Origin of the sequence: Pseudofulvimonas gallinarii, assembly GCF_004343305.1 — a bacterium.
In the GTDB taxonomy this organism is placed as follows: Bacteria; Pseudomonadota; Gammaproteobacteria; order Xanthomonadales; family UBA2363; genus Pseudofulvimonas; species Pseudofulvimonas gallinarii.
The window spans coordinates 1-15,122 of record NZ_SMAF01000003.1 but is presented as its reverse complement, the minus strand read 5'-3'; the positions used below and the strand labels follow the sequence as shown (position 1 = coordinate 15,122).

The window sequence follows — 15,122 nt, the reverse complement described above, 5'->3', positions numbered from 1 at the left end:
GGTGGCGCGGCGTGCGGCCCCGTGACCGTGGCCCGGCCCGCCTGTCAGGCCCGCTGCCGGCTCAGATCTCGCCGTCGGCGCCGATCAGGACGCGGTCGGCGCGGCGCCGCGCGAACAGGCCGACAGTGACCACGCCGACGATCTGGTTGATCGCCGTTTCCAGCGCCTCCGGATCGGTGATCTGCAGGTGGTGGACGTCGAGAATCCAGTTGCCGTTGTCGGTGACCACGCCTTCGCGCCACACCGGCTGGCCACCCAGGTCGAGCAGTTCGCGGGCGACATGGCTGCGCGCCATCGGGATGACCTCGACCGGCAGCGGGAAACGGCCGAGCACATCGACACGCTTGGCCGGGTCGATGATGCAGACGAATTCGCGGGCGACCGCGGCGATGATCTTCTCGCGCGTCAGCGCGGCGCCGCCGCCCTTGATCAGGCAGCGGCTGCCGTCGCACTCGTCGGCGCCATCGACGTACAGCGGTATTTCGCCGACGCCGTTGAGGTCGTACACCGCGATGCCGCGCTCCCTGAGCAACGCGGTGCTGGCTTCGGAGCTGGACACCGCGCCCTCGATGTCGTGGCGCATGCGGGCCAGTCCCTCGATGAACCAGCGCACCGTCGAACCGGTGCCGACACCAACGACGCTGCCGGGTTCGACCAGCGCCAGTGCGCGCTCGGCGGCGGCGCGCTTTCCGTTCTCGGCGTCGTTCATGGGTTCTTCTTCTCCTGCGCGAGGATGGCGCGCCAGTGCGCCGCGGTCAGCGGCAGGACGGACAGGCGGTTGCCGCGCCTGACCAGCGGTGAATCCTCCAGCGCCGGCAGCGCCTTCAGCTCGTCCAGGCCGATCAGCCGGTCGAGCTTGCGGACGAAGCCGACGTCGACCAGCCACCAGCGCGGTTCGTCCGGCCTGCTGGACTCGTCGAAGTACTTGCTGTTGCGCCGGAACTGGGTCGGATCGGGATAGCTGTCGCTGGCGACTTCGGCGATGCCGGCGACGCCGGGCGTCGCGCAGGCGGAGTGGTAGATCAGCACGCCATCGCCCGGCTTCATCTCGTCGCGCATGAAATTGCGCGCCTGGTAGTTGCGCACGCCATCCCAGGGTTCACGGCCACGCCTGGCCAGGTCGTCAATGGAAAAGCCGTCCGGCTCGGTCTTCATCAACCAGTAGCGCTGGGCACGCTTGCTGCTCATGGGCCGCTCATCGCTGCGTTCGGGGCGCGACAGTCTAACCGCTGATGTCCTGCCAGCCGCGCTCGCTGACGACGGCGTCGAGGCGGACGTCCCAGGGATCCACCGGCAAGGCGTCGAACTGCTGGACGGCGAAGGCGACGCCGATCAGCACCGGCCCGGTCTGGCGGCAGCGGAATGCGAAGCAGCGGTCGTAGTAGCCGGCGCCGCTGCCCAGGCGGACGCCACGACCGTCGAAGCCGAGCAGCGGCAGCAGCACGGCATCGAAGGCATGCGGTTCGATGACCACGGCCAGGCGGTCCGGCTGGGCGATGGCAAACGGTCCGGGTACGAGCGGTTCGCCGGGTTGCCAGCGCCGGAACTGCATCAGGCCGGCATCTTCGATGGCCGGCAGGGCCAGTTCGACATCGAGTTGCGCGTACAGCGGCGACAGGTCCAGTTCGGAAGCGACCGCGGCATAGCCGGCGATGCGGCGCCAGCCGTGCCGTGCGATGCGTTGTTGCAGGATCGAGGCGACTTCCGCCTGCGCCTGTATGCGCTGCGTGACCGCCAGTGCGCGCCGGCGCTGTCGTGCCAGCGTCCGCAAAGCCGTCTTGTCGGGGCTGGCATCCAAGAGAAAGGGCATCCTCCGCCGTGCCGGTACACATCGACGACCTTGATCCCTGTATCACAGGGGGGAAGGCTCGTGGTTCCTTAAGGCTTTCCGCTACCAGGGCGGACCTGCACACCGGACTCCAGTTGCCGTCCCGGGGGCCGACATTAACGGGTCAAGGCAATATGAAGTGTGTTGCCGAGCACCGCAGAGGATACCGGCATCGATTCTAGGCCGAGTGCAACGCGGTTGGAAGCGGAATCTTCGTCGCGTTCAGGAAGACGCGACCGAGGTGCCGGGCGACCGTAAAAACGACGATCAGTCGTCGCCGAGCACGCGGTCGACGCGCTGCAACAGACGCGCGAGTTCCTGGCCGACGTCACCGGACACGGCGTCGGCACGGGCACTGTGCTGCTGCTGTTCGTGCGCGAGGTTCAGGGCGACCATGATCGCCAGGCGTTCCAGCGTCGCGCTGCGGTTGTGCTGGCGCATGTCGCGCAGACGGGTGTCGAGCAGGCGGGCCGCGGCCAGCAGCGCTTCGCGCTCGCCCGGCGGGCAGGCGACCAGATAATCGCGGTCGAGGATGCTGACGCTGACGGTGTTCGGCGCGCTCTCGCTCATGAATGCCCTTCCATCTGCTTCAGGCGCGCGATCATCGCCTCCACCCGCGTGCGTGCCTGTTCGTTCTTGGCCAGCAGGGTGGCGCGCTCGGTGGTCCAGGCTTCCTGGCTGGCGCGCAGCACGCGGTTCTCTTCGCGCAGGCGCTGGCAGACGACGGCCAACTGGTCCAGGCGTCCGCTGAGCTGATCGATCAGTTCGCGGACATCGTGTTCAGTCGGCATCACTACCCCCGGTCAGGATCGGGACAAGCATAGGCAGCGCGTACCCATGCGGTCAACGCACGTCATGGTCGCGCAGCCAGCGGGCGAAATCGGGCGGCGCCATCGGCCGCCCGAACAGGTAGCCCTGGCCTTCGGTGCAGCCCAGCCCGGTGAGGAACCGGGCCTGCTCCCCGGTCTCGACGCCTTCGGCGACGACGCGCAGCTCCAGCGAGCGCGCCATGGCGACCATGGCGGCCAGCAGCCGCGCCGCGGCGGCGTCGCCGTCGATGTCGGCGATGAACTCGGGGGCGATCTTCAGCGCGTCGATCGGCAGGTGCTTGAGGTGGGAGAACGAGGAATAGCCGGTACCGAAGTCGTCCAGCGTGATCGTCACGCCCAGCTGGCGCAGGGCTTCGAGGCGTTCGGCGGCGACGGCGGTGCTGGCGAGCAGCGCACTCTCGGTGACTTCCACCTCGATGACCTCGCCGGTCACGCCGGCCTGGTCGAGACGGCTGCGGAAGCGGTCGAGGAACCGCTCGTTCTGCAGCTGCGCCGCCGATACATTGATGGCCATGCGTCGCCGCGTGTCACCGGCGATGTCGCCATTGCCGAGCCCGCGCGTGGCCTCCCCCAGCACCCAGTCGCCGATGCCCTGGATCAGCCCGGCATCCTCGGCCACCGGCACGAACAGATCGGGCGGCACGTCGCCGAGCTGCGGACTTGACCAGCGCACCAGCACCTCGGCGCCGGCGTAACTGCGGTCGGCGAGCGCGACCTTCGGCTGCAGGACCAGCGTGAACTCCTCGCGCTCGAGCGCCTGGTGCAACGCCAGCAGCAACCGCTGGCGTTCGCGCGGCCCCTGCTCGAGCGCGGCCGAGAACAGGACGCAGTGATCCGGGCTCGAGGTCTTGGCGTGATAGGCCGCGAGGTCGGCGCGGTGGAACAGGGCCGCGGCGTCGTCGCCGTGATCGGGAAACAGCGCAACGCCGACACTGCCGTGGACGCGGACCATCGGGCCGTCGTCCAGACGGAGTGGCGCAGCCAGGCCGTCACGGACGGCGCAGGCGACCGCAAGCGCGGCGGCTGCATCGGCGACCGGCACCACCAGCACGAATTCATCACCGGCCAGGTGCGACGCGATGACAGCGTCGCTGATCGACGCAAGGCGGCGGCCGACGCCATGCAGCACGGCGTCGCCGAGGTCGTGGCCGAAGGCAGCGTTGATCTGCTTGAAACGATCCAGGTCCACGCAGAGCACGGCCAGGCGATGCCCGCGGCTACGCTGGCTCTCGCAGCACTGCTGCAGCTGGTCGAGGAAGTCGCGGCGTTCCGCGAGCACGGCGGCGCGGAACTGGTCCACCCGTGCAGGCGGATTGCGGCTGCCTTCGGCATCGCCGTCATCGGACCATGGCGTGAGCGGGCCGTTGACGGCCATCGTTGGGTTCTCCGCCCGGGCGGCCGCCCCCCTGGCAACCGCACTGGACGGAGTGTGCGCGAACCGGCGTCGCTGCGCCAGTGGACCACCCCGAACGCGGCGCCGGGCCGCCTCGGCTAAACTGGCCGCATCAACTTCACGGCAACCGACGTGCCTTCAACCTTCGACATCGACTACCCCTCGCTGCAGCGCCATGTCGCGCCGCTCAGCATCACGGCGGCGGAGCTGCACGGCAGCCTGTGCGGCTTCCTCTGCGCCGGCGGACAGCCCACGCCAGGGCAGTGGCTCGACCAGCTGCGCATCGATCCCGCCGGCCTCGATGGCGGCAGCCGTGACGACCTGGAAAAGCTGCGCCGCTCGACGATCCACCAGCTCGACGATCCCGAGCTCGGCTTCGCGCTGATGCTGCCCGACGACGACAGCGGCATGGCCCAGCGCGTGAACGCGCTGTCGCAATGGTGCGGCGGTTTCCTCGGTGGCTACGGACTGGGCGCGCCCGCCGTGGCCGGCCGGCTGTCCGACGACGGCAAGGATGCGCTGCGCGACCTGGGCCGGATCGCCCAGTTCGGTTACGAGGCCGGTGAGGAAGAGGAAGACGAGAACGCGTTCGCCGAGATCCTCGAATACGTGCGCGTGGCCGTGGTCCTGCTGCGACAGGAAGGCCTGCCCGGCGAAACGGCCACCAGCGCGACGCGGCACTGATCGATGGACATGCCGGTCGCGGAATTCGCCCGGCGCCGCCGGCAGCTGATGCGGATGATCGGCGCCGACGCCATCGCCATCGTCGCCGCGGCGCCCGAGCGCGTGCGCAGCAACGACACGCTGTATCCATATCGCCAGAACAGCGACTTCCACTACCTGTGCGGTTTTCCGGAACCGGACGCGGTGCTGGTGCTGGTGCCCGGCCGCGCCGCCGGCGAGACGCTGCTGTTCTGCCGTGAACGCGATCCGGACCGCGAACGCTGGGATGGACCGCGCGCCGGCCTGGAAGGCGCGGTTGAACAATACGGGGCCGACGATGCCTATCCGATCGGCGATATCGACGACATCCTGCCCGGCCTCATCGAAGGCCGCAGCCGCATCCACTTCCACATTGGCCGCGACGCCGAGTTCGACCAGCGCCTGATCGGCTGGGTCAACCGCGTGCGCGCCGACGCCCGCCGGGGCGCGGTGCCGCCGCACGAGATCTCCGCGCTCGGCAGCCTGCTCAACGAGATGCGCCTGCTGAAGTCGCGCGCCGAGCTGAAGCTGATGCGCGAAGCGGCGCGCATTTCCGTGCGTGCGCACCAGCGCGCGATGGCGGCGACGCGGCCTGGCCTGCGCGAATACCACATCGAAGCCGAACTGCTGGCCGAATTCCGCCGCGGCGACGGCGTACCGGCCTACGAATGCATCGTCGGTGCCGGCGCCAACGCCTGCGTGCTGCATTACCGCGCCGGCCCGGCGGAACTGCGCGACGGCGAGCTGCTGCTCATCGACGCCGGTGCCGAATTCCGCAACTACGCCGCCGACATCACGCGCACGTTTCCCATTAATGGCCGCTTCTCGCCGGCGCAGCGCGCGCTCTACGATGTCGTCCACGACGCCCAGTCCGCGGCCATCGACTGCGCCCGCGTCGGCCAGCCCTATTCCGCCATGCACGATGCGGCCGTGAAGGTGCTGACGGAAGGACTGATCGCGCTGGGCCTGATCGAGGGCCCGCTGCGCACCGCGCTCAAGGAAGAGCGTTACCGGCCCTACTACATGCACAAGACCGGGCACTGGCTCGGCCTGGACGTGCACGATGTCGGCGATTACCGCATCGACGGCCACTGGCGCGAACTGGAGGCCGGCATGGTCTGTACCATCGAGCCGGGCCTGTACATCGCGCCGGACGCACCAGTGGCGGCCAAGTGGCGCGGCATCGGCATCCGCATCGAGGATGACGTGCTGGTCGGCCGTGAAGGACCGGAGGTGCTGACGCGGGCGCTGCCGGGCGCCGCCGCCGATATCGAGGCGCTGGTCGGCAGCGGTTGAGCTTCGCCGCCGGCGCACGGATGCCGTCTTTCGCACCACGCCGCTGAAGCGACCGGCGCCCGCGCCGTGGTCGCAGCGGCGAGGGCCTACATCTCCGCAGGGGGCGCACCGCCCCGGCTTCGTCGATGGCGTCGCCGCCGGGGTTTTGTTCTCCGCAAACACGTGGGCGCCGTCGCGGGCACGGTGCCGCGGAAGCGCCGAATGCGCGCGCTTCGGCCGCGCCTCCAATGCCCATCGGACGCCGCGACTCAGGCCTCGGCGAAGGCATCGCGGCTGAGGTTCTCCGGCCCCGCGCCGGCGACCGCGCGCACGTTGTCCTCGATGCGCACGCCGCCGAAGCGCGACAGGTGTTCGACCAGCGTCCAGTCGACCCCGGCCGCTTCCGGTCGCGCACGCAACCCGTCCAGCAGCATCGGGATGAAGTACAGGCCGGGCTCGATCGTCACCACGAAATCGGCCTCCAGCACGCGCGTCAGGCGCAGGAAGGGGTGCCCCGCCGGACGGTCGATGCTGCCGCCATCGGGGCCGGCCGCGAAACCGGCGACGTCATGGACCTGCAGGCCGAGCAGGTGGCCGATACCATGCGGGAAGAAGGTCGCACTGACGCCGGTTTCGACCATCCGCCCGGCGTCCATGCGCACGACGCCGAGGTCACGCAGCACTTCCGCCAGTCCGAGATGCGCCGCCAGGTGGATGTCGCGGTAGTCGACACCCGGCCGGACCCGGTCGCACAGCGCCTGCTGGACGCGTTCGACGCCGTCGACCAGCGCCTGGAAGGTGGCGTCGCCATTGCCATGGGTGCGCGTGATGTCACTGGCGTAGCCGATCGCCTGTGCGCCGGCGTCGATCAGGAACGAACGGTGTGCATCGGGCAGGTCATGGCGCTGGTGCTGGTAGTGCAGCACCGCCGCGTGCTCGTTCAGGGCGACGATGTTGCCGTAGGGCAGGTCCAGGTCGCTGTGGCCGGTGGCGTGCAGGTAGGCCTCGTGGATCGCGCGCTCGGAGCGGCCTTCGCGAAACGCCTGCTCGGCGGCGCGATGGCCGCGCACGGCGCGCCGGCTGGCCATGCGCATGGCTTCCAGTTCGTAGGCGGTCTTTGCGGCGCGGGCGTAGGCCAGCCGGCCGATGACCAGCGCCGGGTTGTTCGGAACATGATCGCCCAGCGCCCATTCCGGTTCACCGATGATCGCGCTGCGTTCCGCCGCCGGCAGGTGGCGCGCCGCTTCCTCCGGCGTGCGAACGACGACCACGTCGACGTGCGCCGTCCAATAGCCCTGCGGCGGTGAAGGCGGCAGGTGCCAGTAGTCCGCTGGCTGGCAATAGATGACCTTCGGGCGACGCCCGGGTTCGTAGACCAGCCAGGAATCGGTCAGGTCGGACAGCGGCAGCCAGGCCTTGAACGACGGGTTCACCTTGAACGGCAGGGGATTGTCGTCGTGGAAGGCGTAGCGGAGGCGACCGGAGGCGATCAGCAGGCGGTCGAAACCGGAGTCGTCCAGGGCGGCATCGGCGCGCGCCGTCAGCGTGCGCAGGTGGTCCGGATAAAGCTGGGCGAGCGTGGCGTGGCGGGCATCGGCGTTCATCGCACCATTGTGCCAGCCCGTCACTTCGGCCGCAGGCCGGGCCGCCGGCGCTGGTATCTTGGCGTCCCCTCCCACGCTTTCCAATGCAACCATGGCCCTTTCCGATCTCGCCTCCACGCCCGGCCTGGCCGCCGGCCGCGATGCCGCCACCCATGGCTTCGTGTTCAACCACACCATGCTGCGCGTCAAGGACATCCAGCGCTCGCTGGACTTCTATTCGCGCGTGCTCGGCTTCACGCTGGTGGAAGTGCGGCATTTCCCGGAAGCACGCTTCAGCCTGTACTTCCTGGTGCTGGTTGACGACCCGGCGCAGATTCCCGACGACGACCAGGCCCGCCACCGCTGGATGAAGTCGGTGCCCGGCGTGCTCGAACTGACCCACAACCACGGCACCGAGGACGAACCGGGGCCGGTGTACCACGACGGCAACAGCGATCCGCGCGGCTTCGGCCACATCTGCGTGTCGGTGCCGGACGTGGTCGCTGCCTGCGAACGATTCGAACAGCTCGGCGTGCCGTTCCAGAAACGCCTCCGCGACGGGCGCATGCGCGAGCTGGCCTTCATCAGGGATCCGGACGGTTACTGGGTCGAGATCATCCAGCCGACGCCGCTGGACTGCTGACGTTCTGGCGCGCGGCGGGCACGCGCTAGACTGGCGGCTGCCGCCAACGGACCGATCGATGCCCGCCCCGCTGCCGACCTTCGACAACCTGCGTATCGCCGTCATCGGCCTGGGCTATGTCGGCCTGCCCCTGGCGGTCGCCTTCGCACGCCATTGGCCAACCACCGGCTTCGACATCGACGCCGACCGCGTCGAGGCGCTCAAGGCGGGACACGACCAGACCCGCGAAATCGAAGCCGACGCACTGGCGTCGGCGACAGACCTGGCACTGACGGCCCGCGAAGCGGACCTCGCCGGCTGCAACGTGTTCATCGTCACCGTGCCGACCCCGATCGACGAGGCCAAGCGGCCGGACCTCGGGCCGCTGCTGGCCGCCAGCGCGACGGTCGGACGCGCGCTGCATGAAGGCGGCGTGGTGATCTTCGAGTCGACGGTCTACCCCGGCGCCACTGAGGACGACTGCGTGCCGGTGATCGAGCGCGAATCGGGCCTTCACCTCAACCGCGACTTCCATGCCGGCTACAGCCCGGAGCGCATCAATCCCGGCGATCCGGCGCGACGCCTGGAGAACATCCTCAAGGTGACGTCGGGTTCGACGCCGGAAGCGGCGGCGTTCGTCGATGCGCTGTACCGGCGCATCATCAGCGCCGGCACGCACCTGGCGCCGAGCATCCGCGTCGCCGAAGCGGCCAAGGTCATCGAGAACACGCAGCGCGACCTCAACATCGCGCTGGTCAACGAACTGGCGCTGATCTTCCATCGCCTCGGCATCGACACCGGCGACGTGCTCGCCGCGGCGGCGACGAAGTGGAACTTCCAGCCGTTCCGTCCCGGCCTCGTCGGCGGCCACTGCATCGGCGTCGACCCGTATTACCTGACGCACAAGGCGCAGCAGGTCGGCTACCACCCGGAAGTCATCCTGTCCGGACGGCGCATCAACGACGGCATGGGTGCGCACGTCGCCGGCCGCGTGGTCAAGCTGATGACCCGGCGCGGCATCCATCCCGGCACCGCGCGCGTCCTCGTTCTTGGCCTGGCTTTCAAGGAAAACTGCCCCGACCTGCGCAATACGCGCATCGTCGATGTCGTCGAGGAGCTGCGCAGCTACGGCGCCGACGTCGATGTCCACGATCCCTGGGTCGCTGCCGACGAGGCGCGCGCCAAGTACGGCATCGTGCTGATCGACGCGCCCCCGGCCGGCAGCTATGACGCCATCGTGCTCGCCGTCGGCCACGGCGAATTCCTCGCTGCCGGCGTCGATGCCATCCGCGCACTGGGCAAGGCCCAGAGCGTGCTGTTCGACGTCAAGCACCTGCTGCCGCGCGAGGCGGTGGACGACCGGCTGTGAACACGACGATCCTGGTCACCGGCGCCGCGGGTTTCATCGGTGCGCGCCTGTCGGCGCGGCTGCTGGAACGCGGCGACGCGGTGGTCGGCTACGACAGCCTCAACGATTACTACGAACCGGCGCTGAAACTGGCACGTCTGCAGCCGCTGCGCGATCAGGCCGGTTTCAGGTTCGTGCAGGCGCAGCTTGAGGATCGCGATGCGCTGGAGAAGGCGTTCGCGACGTTCCACCCCACCCATGTCGTGAACCTTGCCGCCCAGGCCGGCGTGCGCTACTCGGTCGAGAATCCGCGCGCCTACGTCAACGCCAACGTGGTCGGCTTCATCAACGTGCTGGAAGCCTGCCGCCACCACGGGGTCGCGCACCTGGTCTACGCCTCGTCGAGTTCGGTGTATGGCGCCAACGCCAAGCTGCCGTTCTCGGTGCGCGATGCGGTCGACCATCCGGTCAGCCTGTACGCGGCCACCAAGAAGGCCAACGAGCTGATGGCGCACACCTACAGCCACCTGTTCGGCCTGCCGACCACCGGCCTGCGCTTCTTTACCGTGTACGGGCCCTGGGGCCGGCCGGACATGAGTCCGTTCCTGTTCGCACGACGCATCTTCGCCGGCGAACCGCTGCAGGTGTTCAACCACGGCCGGCACAGCCGCGATTTCACCTACATCGACGACATCGTCGAAGGCGTGATCCGCGTGCTCGACCGACCGGCGGCGCCGGACCCGGCCAGCGTTGCGGCACCTCCGCATCCGGGGCGTTCGGCGACGGCGCCGTATCGCGTCTACAACATCGGCAACGACCATCCGGTCGAGCTGCTGCGCTACATCGAAGTGATGGAAGACTGCATTGGCCGCCGCGTCGAAAAGCAGTTGCTGCCGATGCAGCCGGGCGACGTGCCGGACACGCACGCCGATGTCGAGGACCTTCGTGCCGACACCGGCTATGCGCCGGACACGCCGCTGGAAACCGGCATCGCGCGATTCATCGAGTGGTACCGCGGCTACTACGGCGTCTGACGGTTCCGCAAAGCGCTCCCGGCAACGCATTCCGGTTGCCGCTCCTCACTCGCGTGCGCGCGCGGACCCAGCCGCCCCGTTGTTCGCGGCGGTGCGCGGCGGCGTGGCCAGCCTCGGCCCACTCCGCTCGCGTCGGCGCGCTGTCGGCGGACGCCAGGCGTGACGATCCGCCTTGCGCCCGCCAATGCGGGCGGTGGCGATCAGACCAGCGCTTCGCGCACGTCGGGATGACCGAGGAAATCGCGCGGACTGGCACTGCGACCGTAGGCGCCGGACTGGAACACCACGATGAGGTCGCCCGGCTGCGCGGCGGGCAGATCGACGCGGTCGCCGAGCAGGTCCAGCGGCGTGCACAGCGGTCCGACCACGGAGGCGCTTTCGACAGAGGTGTCGCCGGCACGGCCGTTCACCGCGATCGGATAGTTGCGACGCATGACCTGGCCGAAATTGCCTGACGCCGACAGATGCTGGTGCATGCCGCCATCGGTGACCAGGAACACCTGGCCGCGCGACACCTTGCGATCGATGACGCGGCAGACGTACAGGCCCGCCTCGCCGACCAGGTAGCGCCCCAGCTCGATCACCAGACGGCTGTCCGCGCCGAAATCACTGCGACTGCGTTCGGCCAGTGCATGCAGCGACTCGAAGACCGGCGCGAGATCCAGCGGCGCATCGCGATCACTGTAGGGAATGCCGAATCCGCCACCCAGATTCAGCGTGCGCAGCGGTGCCGGAAACAGATCCCGCCATTCGCGCACCATGTCGTAACTGCGCGTCTGCGCTTCGACGATGGCTTCGGCCTTGAGGTTCTGCGAACCGGCAAAGCAGTGGAAGCCTTCGAAGCGCAGCCCGCTGCCGGCGATGCTCGCCAGCACCTCGGGCACCTCCTCGGCATCGATGCCGAAGGGCTTGGCGCCGCCGCTCATCTTCATGCCGGAGGCGCGCAGTTCGAAGGGCAGGTTCACGCGCACCGCGACACGAGCCGCGCGGCCGCTGCGCTCGCCGAGCCGGGCCAGCAGTTCGATCTCGCGCCGGGATTCCAGGTTCACGAGGATGTCCGCGGCGTGCGCCTGGATCAGCTCGGCCTCGCTCTTGCCCGGCCCGGCGAAACTGATGTGCTCGCGTGCGCCACCCGCATCGAGGGCCACGCGCAGTTCGCCGGCCGACGCGACATCCAGCCCATCGACGCGCCGCGCCATGTGCGCGACCAGCGCCGGCATGGGGTTGGCCTTGATGGCGTAATGCAGCAGCACCCGCACCGGCAGACCGGCCCGCAGCGCTGCGATGCGCTGGTCGATGCGCCCGCGGTCGTAGAGGTAGCAGGGCGTGCCACCGACTTCGGCGACGACCTGCGCCAGCGGCCGTCCGCCCAGCAACCATTCGCCGTCGTCGTCGCGGGGCCATTCGCGCATCGGTCCGGCCATCGGCATCGCTTGGCTTTCGTCCGTCGTGGCGCCGGGCGGCATCGTCGAAGTTCCCTGTTCCGTCGGCAGTGGATGTTAGCACCGCAATCCGCACCGTCACGCGCATTGGCTGTCGCTTCCGCATCGCTTGCCGCGCCTTTCCCCTGAGCGCTCGCCGAGGGCTGACCCACGTCATCACCCTGCGGGTGCGCAACACTGTGGCAACGACAAGCCGGTCGACGGGGACCGCGGCGGCGCTGCGATCTTCACCAGGGCCCGGTGCTGGCGACGGGCATCCTGGCGCGTGGATGGTCGCGGCTGTTCGGACACCACTACGATAGCCGTCTCCGCTGCCAGGCCTCGACGATCAACCTCACCCTGTTCACCCTTCCCGCCCTCGATATCTTTGCGGTATTCGGATTTTGATATGGGATCACCCGACTGGGCAGCTTACGATCCGATCCGGGCGGCATCTATCCTGACGCCGGTGGGGGTCGCCTCCGAGGCGAACGGCACCGGAAACTGGTGGTCACTCCGACCAGTCCGATCCCGGACCGTCACGAACGACGCACGTTGTCAGGCTTTTTCCTATTGGAACCCGTTGTCGAACAGCGTGTCCGCCGGGCAGCGGCCCGCCAACGGACCATTGCACGGGTCGCTGTTGGACACGGCCGCCAACGGGAACTCCGTCGCGTCCGGTGAACCGTCCCCATCGCTGTCCGCATGCAGGTGGCTGGTGCCGATCACGTATTCCATGCCGTCGATCAGCCCGTCGCCGTCAGTATCCACGTTGGGATAGGCGTAGCCGATATGCTGCGGGAAACCCGCCGGCACTGTCGCGGTGTAACCCAGGCTCTCAAAGGTGGTGCGCTGGCTCTCCAGGAACACAGCGCAGTCATCATCGGCCGTCTTGCACTTCCGCCACAGCTTCTCCGCGCCTGGCGGAATGCAGGAAGGCTCCGGCGTGCAGCGCTGGTAGACGTAGCCCTCGATGCCGCGATAGCGATAGCCCGCCGCGTGCAGCGCTTCAACCTCGCCCATGCCGGTCGCCAGCAGGTAGTCACGGTTGTTCGTGTTGCAGGGCGGAACGGACGGATTGCAGCCGATGGGATAGTTCCGCTCCCTATCCAGCAAGTACAGCGGCACCAAGTCCGGATAGCTGGCGCGGGTCTTGTACTCGGTGGTCATGATGAACGTGTTGGCCCGTGGCATATCGGACGGAAGTATGTAGGGGTCCGGTGGGAACGCCGGATAGCCCTGCACCGCCGTGCCGGTCGTGACGTAGTTGGACACGCCATTTATCAGCAGCGCGGCTGCCGTATGCGGGGATGTCGTGTACGCGTAATCCTTGGCTCCACTCCCATAGACGCTGAACAGCGGTGTCACCCGATTCCGGCTGGCAGTGCCTGCGACCTTGCCGAGCATGCGCTTCGCTGCCGCCTCCACGTCCGGTCGGCCATAACCCAAATCAAAGCCCCAGCTGATCCCAGCTTGTGCCTGATAGGTCGTGGACGACAGCACATCGCGCACGCCGAAGATTAAGGCGTTCTCTGGGTCGCCCGCACCTACGAGCGAATTGATGGAACGCAACAAGCCGAGCACACCCGCGATCTGTGGCGCCGACATCGACGTGCCTGTGCAGTTGCCATAGCCATCGCTGGTACCACCCGGGCCAAAACTGTCGCCGCAACCAAAATCCATATTCCAGTTGAACCCCGTGTAGATGGCCCCATAGACTTGTCGAGCCGCGGCGACGACCTCCTGCTTGGGTTGCAGCAGCGAGAATGTCCGATTGGAGCCGCATTGGTCGCTGAACCCCGGCATCGGGCAGTCGTCAAGATGAGCGGGTGGCGGATCCCGATCTTCGTCCCACAGCTGCAACGTTTCGTCAAAACCGCCAGCTGCCACCACTCGCGGATCAGAGGCCGGGAAATCAAGCCAGTTCCGGTTGTTGCCCGACGCGGCCACAACAATGATCTCTCGTTGCTGTATGTAGTTCAGAGCTTCGCAGAACGGGTTTTTTCCGTAATTAGTGCAACAATCAACCACCCATGGATTGAAGCCATAGCTGTTGCTGATGACTTGGGCACCCGTGTCTCCCAGGAACGTGAAAGCTGCCGCCCCTGCATCCGAGTTGAAATCGGCGAGAACTCCGTAGCCAACGACACAGACACCATAAACGATCCGATACATTGCAACACCGCAGTTCTTGCAGACACCCGCGACAGTTGTACCGTCATAAGCGTTGGCCGCCAACAGTCCTGATACGTGAGTACCGTGACCCACGAAATCGATGGGAGCCTGCCCATTGCCATCCATAGGGCAGTATGGATTGGGGTATTGAACGACACTCGGTGCGCGCTCGTCGACATTGGTGTCAATGCTGTCGGGCCAAGCACCGATGTTCAATGAATAAACCGGAAGGAAGTTTCCGAGCGTGAACGATCCCGATGGCGTGAATGAGCGCAACTCGGGATGATTGGTCTGTAGTCCCGTATCAATCACGCCTATGAGCGAATGCCCGCCCGCGTAGTTCCACGCTCTCCCAAGATTGAGGCCACCCCATCCATAGTTGGTGCCACCGCCAAGGGGAACGGATTGCTCAATCGAGAAACTTTGCAGCGTCGCGGAAGAGAACTGAAACGAAATCGGCGCTGATACGGCCTCGATGTTGGGATCAGCTTGAAGCGCCAACATCCCCGCTGCCGCGTTGGGATCATCCGGATACTCGACAACGATGTATCGCTCCAGTCTTGCCCTGGGCGTATTGGGCTGCTGTTCGAGCAGATCCTTGAAATCTCCGGATGCCCTCAGCGGCAATAGGTACCACGCACCAACCGGACTTCCTACCGCCAAGCCTGGCGTTGGTGACTTGGTTTCGAAGTTCCATCCATTAACGACCTGATCCGGTGTCGGGGCTGCTGGATCGGTGGACAGGAGCACGTGGAGCCTTGGGCGAAGTTCGGCGGGCTGCGCCGAACCAAGAGCCGTTACCAAAAACGAGATCAACGTAAGCGTCCGGCGGTGACACCTTGTTGCGGCGAATCGATCAGTGTTGTCGCAGCGGGAGCAGCGAGTCGATGTCGCGATCGAGCGTGGTGGGC

The 15,122-nt window shown here is 67.5% G+C and carries 14 protein-coding genes and 1 other RNA gene; 5 read left to right on the top strand and 10 right to left on the bottom strand.

Annotation, left to right across the window (positions count from 1 at the left end):
• Nucleotides 1-61: 61 nt before the first annotated feature.
• The 7 genes from rpiA to EDC25_RS02965 all read right to left on the bottom strand — a co-directional run bounded on the left by rpiA (nt 62) and on the right by EDC25_RS02965 (nt 4,033).
• Entirely contained in the window at nt 62-709 is a 648-nt protein-coding gene (gene rpiA, locus EDC25_RS02995; RefSeq protein ID WP_123522753.1) for a ribose-5-phosphate isomerase RpiA, read from the bottom strand.
• Nucleotides 706-1,188: an EVE domain-containing protein gene (locus tag EDC25_RS02990; RefSeq protein ID WP_132577220.1), complete on the bottom strand. Its 483-nt coding sequence runs from the start codon at nt 1,186-1,188 to the stop codon at nt 706-708. Before EDC25_RS02990 ends, rpiA begins: the two co-directional genes overlap by 4 nt.
• A 34-nt stretch (nt 1,189-1,222) precedes the next feature.
• Nucleotides 1,223-1,810, bottom strand: a complete 588-nt coding sequence (locus tag EDC25_RS02985; RefSeq protein WP_132577219.1) for a 5-formyltetrahydrofolate cyclo-ligase — start codon at nt 1,808-1,810, stop codon at nt 1,223-1,225.
• Nucleotides 1,807-1,994: non-coding RNA, 6S RNA (ssrS, locus tag EDC25_RS02980), on the bottom strand. Before ssrS ends, EDC25_RS02985 begins: the two co-directional genes overlap by 4 nt.
• Before the next feature lie 101 nt (nt 1,995-2,095).
• Nucleotides 2,096-2,398, bottom strand: coding sequence for a cell division protein ZapA (locus tag EDC25_RS02975; protein ID WP_123522755.1), 303 nt, complete (start codon nt 2,396-2,398; stop codon nt 2,096-2,098).
• Nucleotides 2,395-2,619, bottom strand: a complete 225-nt coding sequence (locus EDC25_RS02970; RefSeq protein WP_123522756.1) for a TIGR02449 family protein — start codon at nt 2,617-2,619, stop codon at nt 2,395-2,397. Before EDC25_RS02970 ends, EDC25_RS02975 begins: the two co-directional genes overlap by 4 nt.
• A 52-nt stretch (nt 2,620-2,671) precedes the next feature.
• A complete protein-coding gene (locus tag EDC25_RS02965) occupies nt 2,672-4,033 on the bottom strand; it encodes a putative bifunctional diguanylate cyclase/phosphodiesterase (protein ID WP_123522757.1) in 1,362 nt (453 codons plus the stop codon).
• 150 nt (nt 4,034-4,183) lie between these two features.
• Here EDC25_RS02965 and EDC25_RS02960 point away from each other — a divergent pair, with 150 nt between their 5' ends.
• Nucleotides 4,184-4,735, top strand: coding sequence for a UPF0149 family protein (locus tag EDC25_RS02960; protein WP_164484123.1), 552 nt, complete (start codon nt 4,184-4,186; stop codon nt 4,733-4,735).
• 3 nt (nt 4,736-4,738) lie between these two features.
• Entirely contained in the window at nt 4,739-6,049 is a 1,311-nt protein-coding gene (locus EDC25_RS02955; protein ID WP_123522759.1) for an aminopeptidase P N-terminal domain-containing protein, read from the top strand.
• 248 nt (nt 6,050-6,297) lie between these two features.
• Here EDC25_RS02955 and pepQ read toward each other — a convergent pair whose 3' ends face one another.
• On the bottom strand, nt 6,298-7,632 hold the full coding sequence (pepQ, locus tag EDC25_RS02950; RefSeq protein ID WP_123522760.1) for a Xaa-Pro dipeptidase: 1,335 nt from the start codon (nt 7,630-7,632) through the stop codon (nt 6,298-6,300).
• Between the two features lie 91 nt (nt 7,633-7,723).
• Here pepQ and gloA point away from each other — a divergent pair, with 91 nt between their 5' ends.
• Genes gloA through EDC25_RS02935 form a run of 3 tightly spaced genes read left to right on the top strand, consistent with a single transcriptional unit; the run spans nt 7,724 to nt 10,615 of the window.
• On the top strand, nt 7,724-8,254 hold the full coding sequence (gloA, locus tag EDC25_RS02945) for a lactoylglutathione lyase (protein ID WP_123522761.1): 531 nt from the start codon (nt 7,724-7,726) through the stop codon (nt 8,252-8,254).
• A 58-nt stretch (nt 8,255-8,312) separates the two neighbouring features.
• Entirely contained in the window at nt 8,313-9,602 is a 1,290-nt protein-coding gene (locus tag EDC25_RS02940) for a nucleotide sugar dehydrogenase (RefSeq protein ID WP_279432523.1), read from the top strand.
• Nucleotides 9,599-10,615, top strand: coding sequence for an NAD-dependent epimerase (locus EDC25_RS02935; RefSeq protein WP_164484124.1), 1,017 nt, complete (start codon nt 9,599-9,601; stop codon nt 10,613-10,615). Before EDC25_RS02940 ends, EDC25_RS02935 begins: the two co-directional genes overlap by 4 nt.
• A gap of 200 nt (nt 10,616-10,815) precedes the next feature.
• Here the strand turns inward: EDC25_RS02935 and EDC25_RS02930 are convergent, their stop codons facing one another.
• Complete coding sequence (locus EDC25_RS02930) at nt 10,816-12,027, bottom strand: pyridoxal-dependent decarboxylase, exosortase A system-associated (protein ID WP_123522768.1); 1,212 nt, start codon at nt 12,025-12,027, stop codon at nt 10,816-10,818.
• 579 nt (nt 12,028-12,606) lie between these two features.
• Nucleotides 12,607-15,027 (bottom strand): S8 family peptidase, encoded by a 2,421-nt coding sequence (locus tag EDC25_RS02925; protein ID WP_132577218.1) that lies wholly within the window; start codon nt 15,025-15,027, stop codon nt 12,607-12,609.
• Between the last annotated feature and the right edge of the window lie 95 nt (nt 15,028-15,122).

Bases quoted from the DNA above. Each gene is read 5' to 3' on its own strand.
- EDC25_RS02975 (WP_123522755.1), bottom strand. From the start codon at position 2,398: ATGAGCGAGAGCGCGCCGAACACCGTCAGCGTCAGCATCCTCGACCGC.
- EDC25_RS02970 (WP_123522756.1), bottom strand. From the start codon at position 2,619: ATGCCGACTGAACACGATGTCCGCGAACTGATCGATCAGCTCAGCGGA.
- EDC25_RS02990 (WP_132577220.1), bottom strand. From the start codon at position 1,188: ATGAGCAGCAAGCGTGCCCAGCGCTACTGGTTGATGAAGACCGAGCCG.
- EDC25_RS02985 (WP_132577219.1), bottom strand. From the start codon at position 1,810: ATGCCCTTTCTCTTGGATGCCAGCCCCGACAAGACGGCTTTGCGGACG.
- EDC25_RS02955 (WP_123522759.1), top strand. From the start codon at position 4,739: ATGGACATGCCGGTCGCGGAATTCGCCCGGCGCCGCCGGCAGCTGATG.
- rpiA (WP_123522753.1), bottom strand. From the start codon at position 709: ATGAACGACGCCGAGAACGGAAAGCGCGCCGCCGCCGAGCGCGCACTG.
- EDC25_RS02940 (WP_279432523.1), top strand. From the start codon at position 8,313: ATGCCCGCCCCGCTGCCGACCTTCGACAACCTGCGTATCGCCGTCATC.
- EDC25_RS02965 (WP_123522757.1), bottom strand. From the start codon at position 4,033: ATGGCCGTCAACGGCCCGCTCACGCCATGGTCCGATGACGGCGATGCC.
- pepQ (WP_123522760.1), bottom strand. From the start codon at position 7,632: ATGAACGCCGATGCCCGCCACGCCACGCTCGCCCAGCTTTATCCGGAC.
- gloA (WP_123522761.1), top strand. From the start codon at position 7,724: ATGGCCCTTTCCGATCTCGCCTCCACGCCCGGCCTGGCCGCCGGCCGC.
- EDC25_RS02930 (WP_123522768.1), bottom strand. From the start codon at position 12,027: ATGCGCGAATGGCCCCGCGACGACGACGGCGAATGGTTGCTGGGCGGA.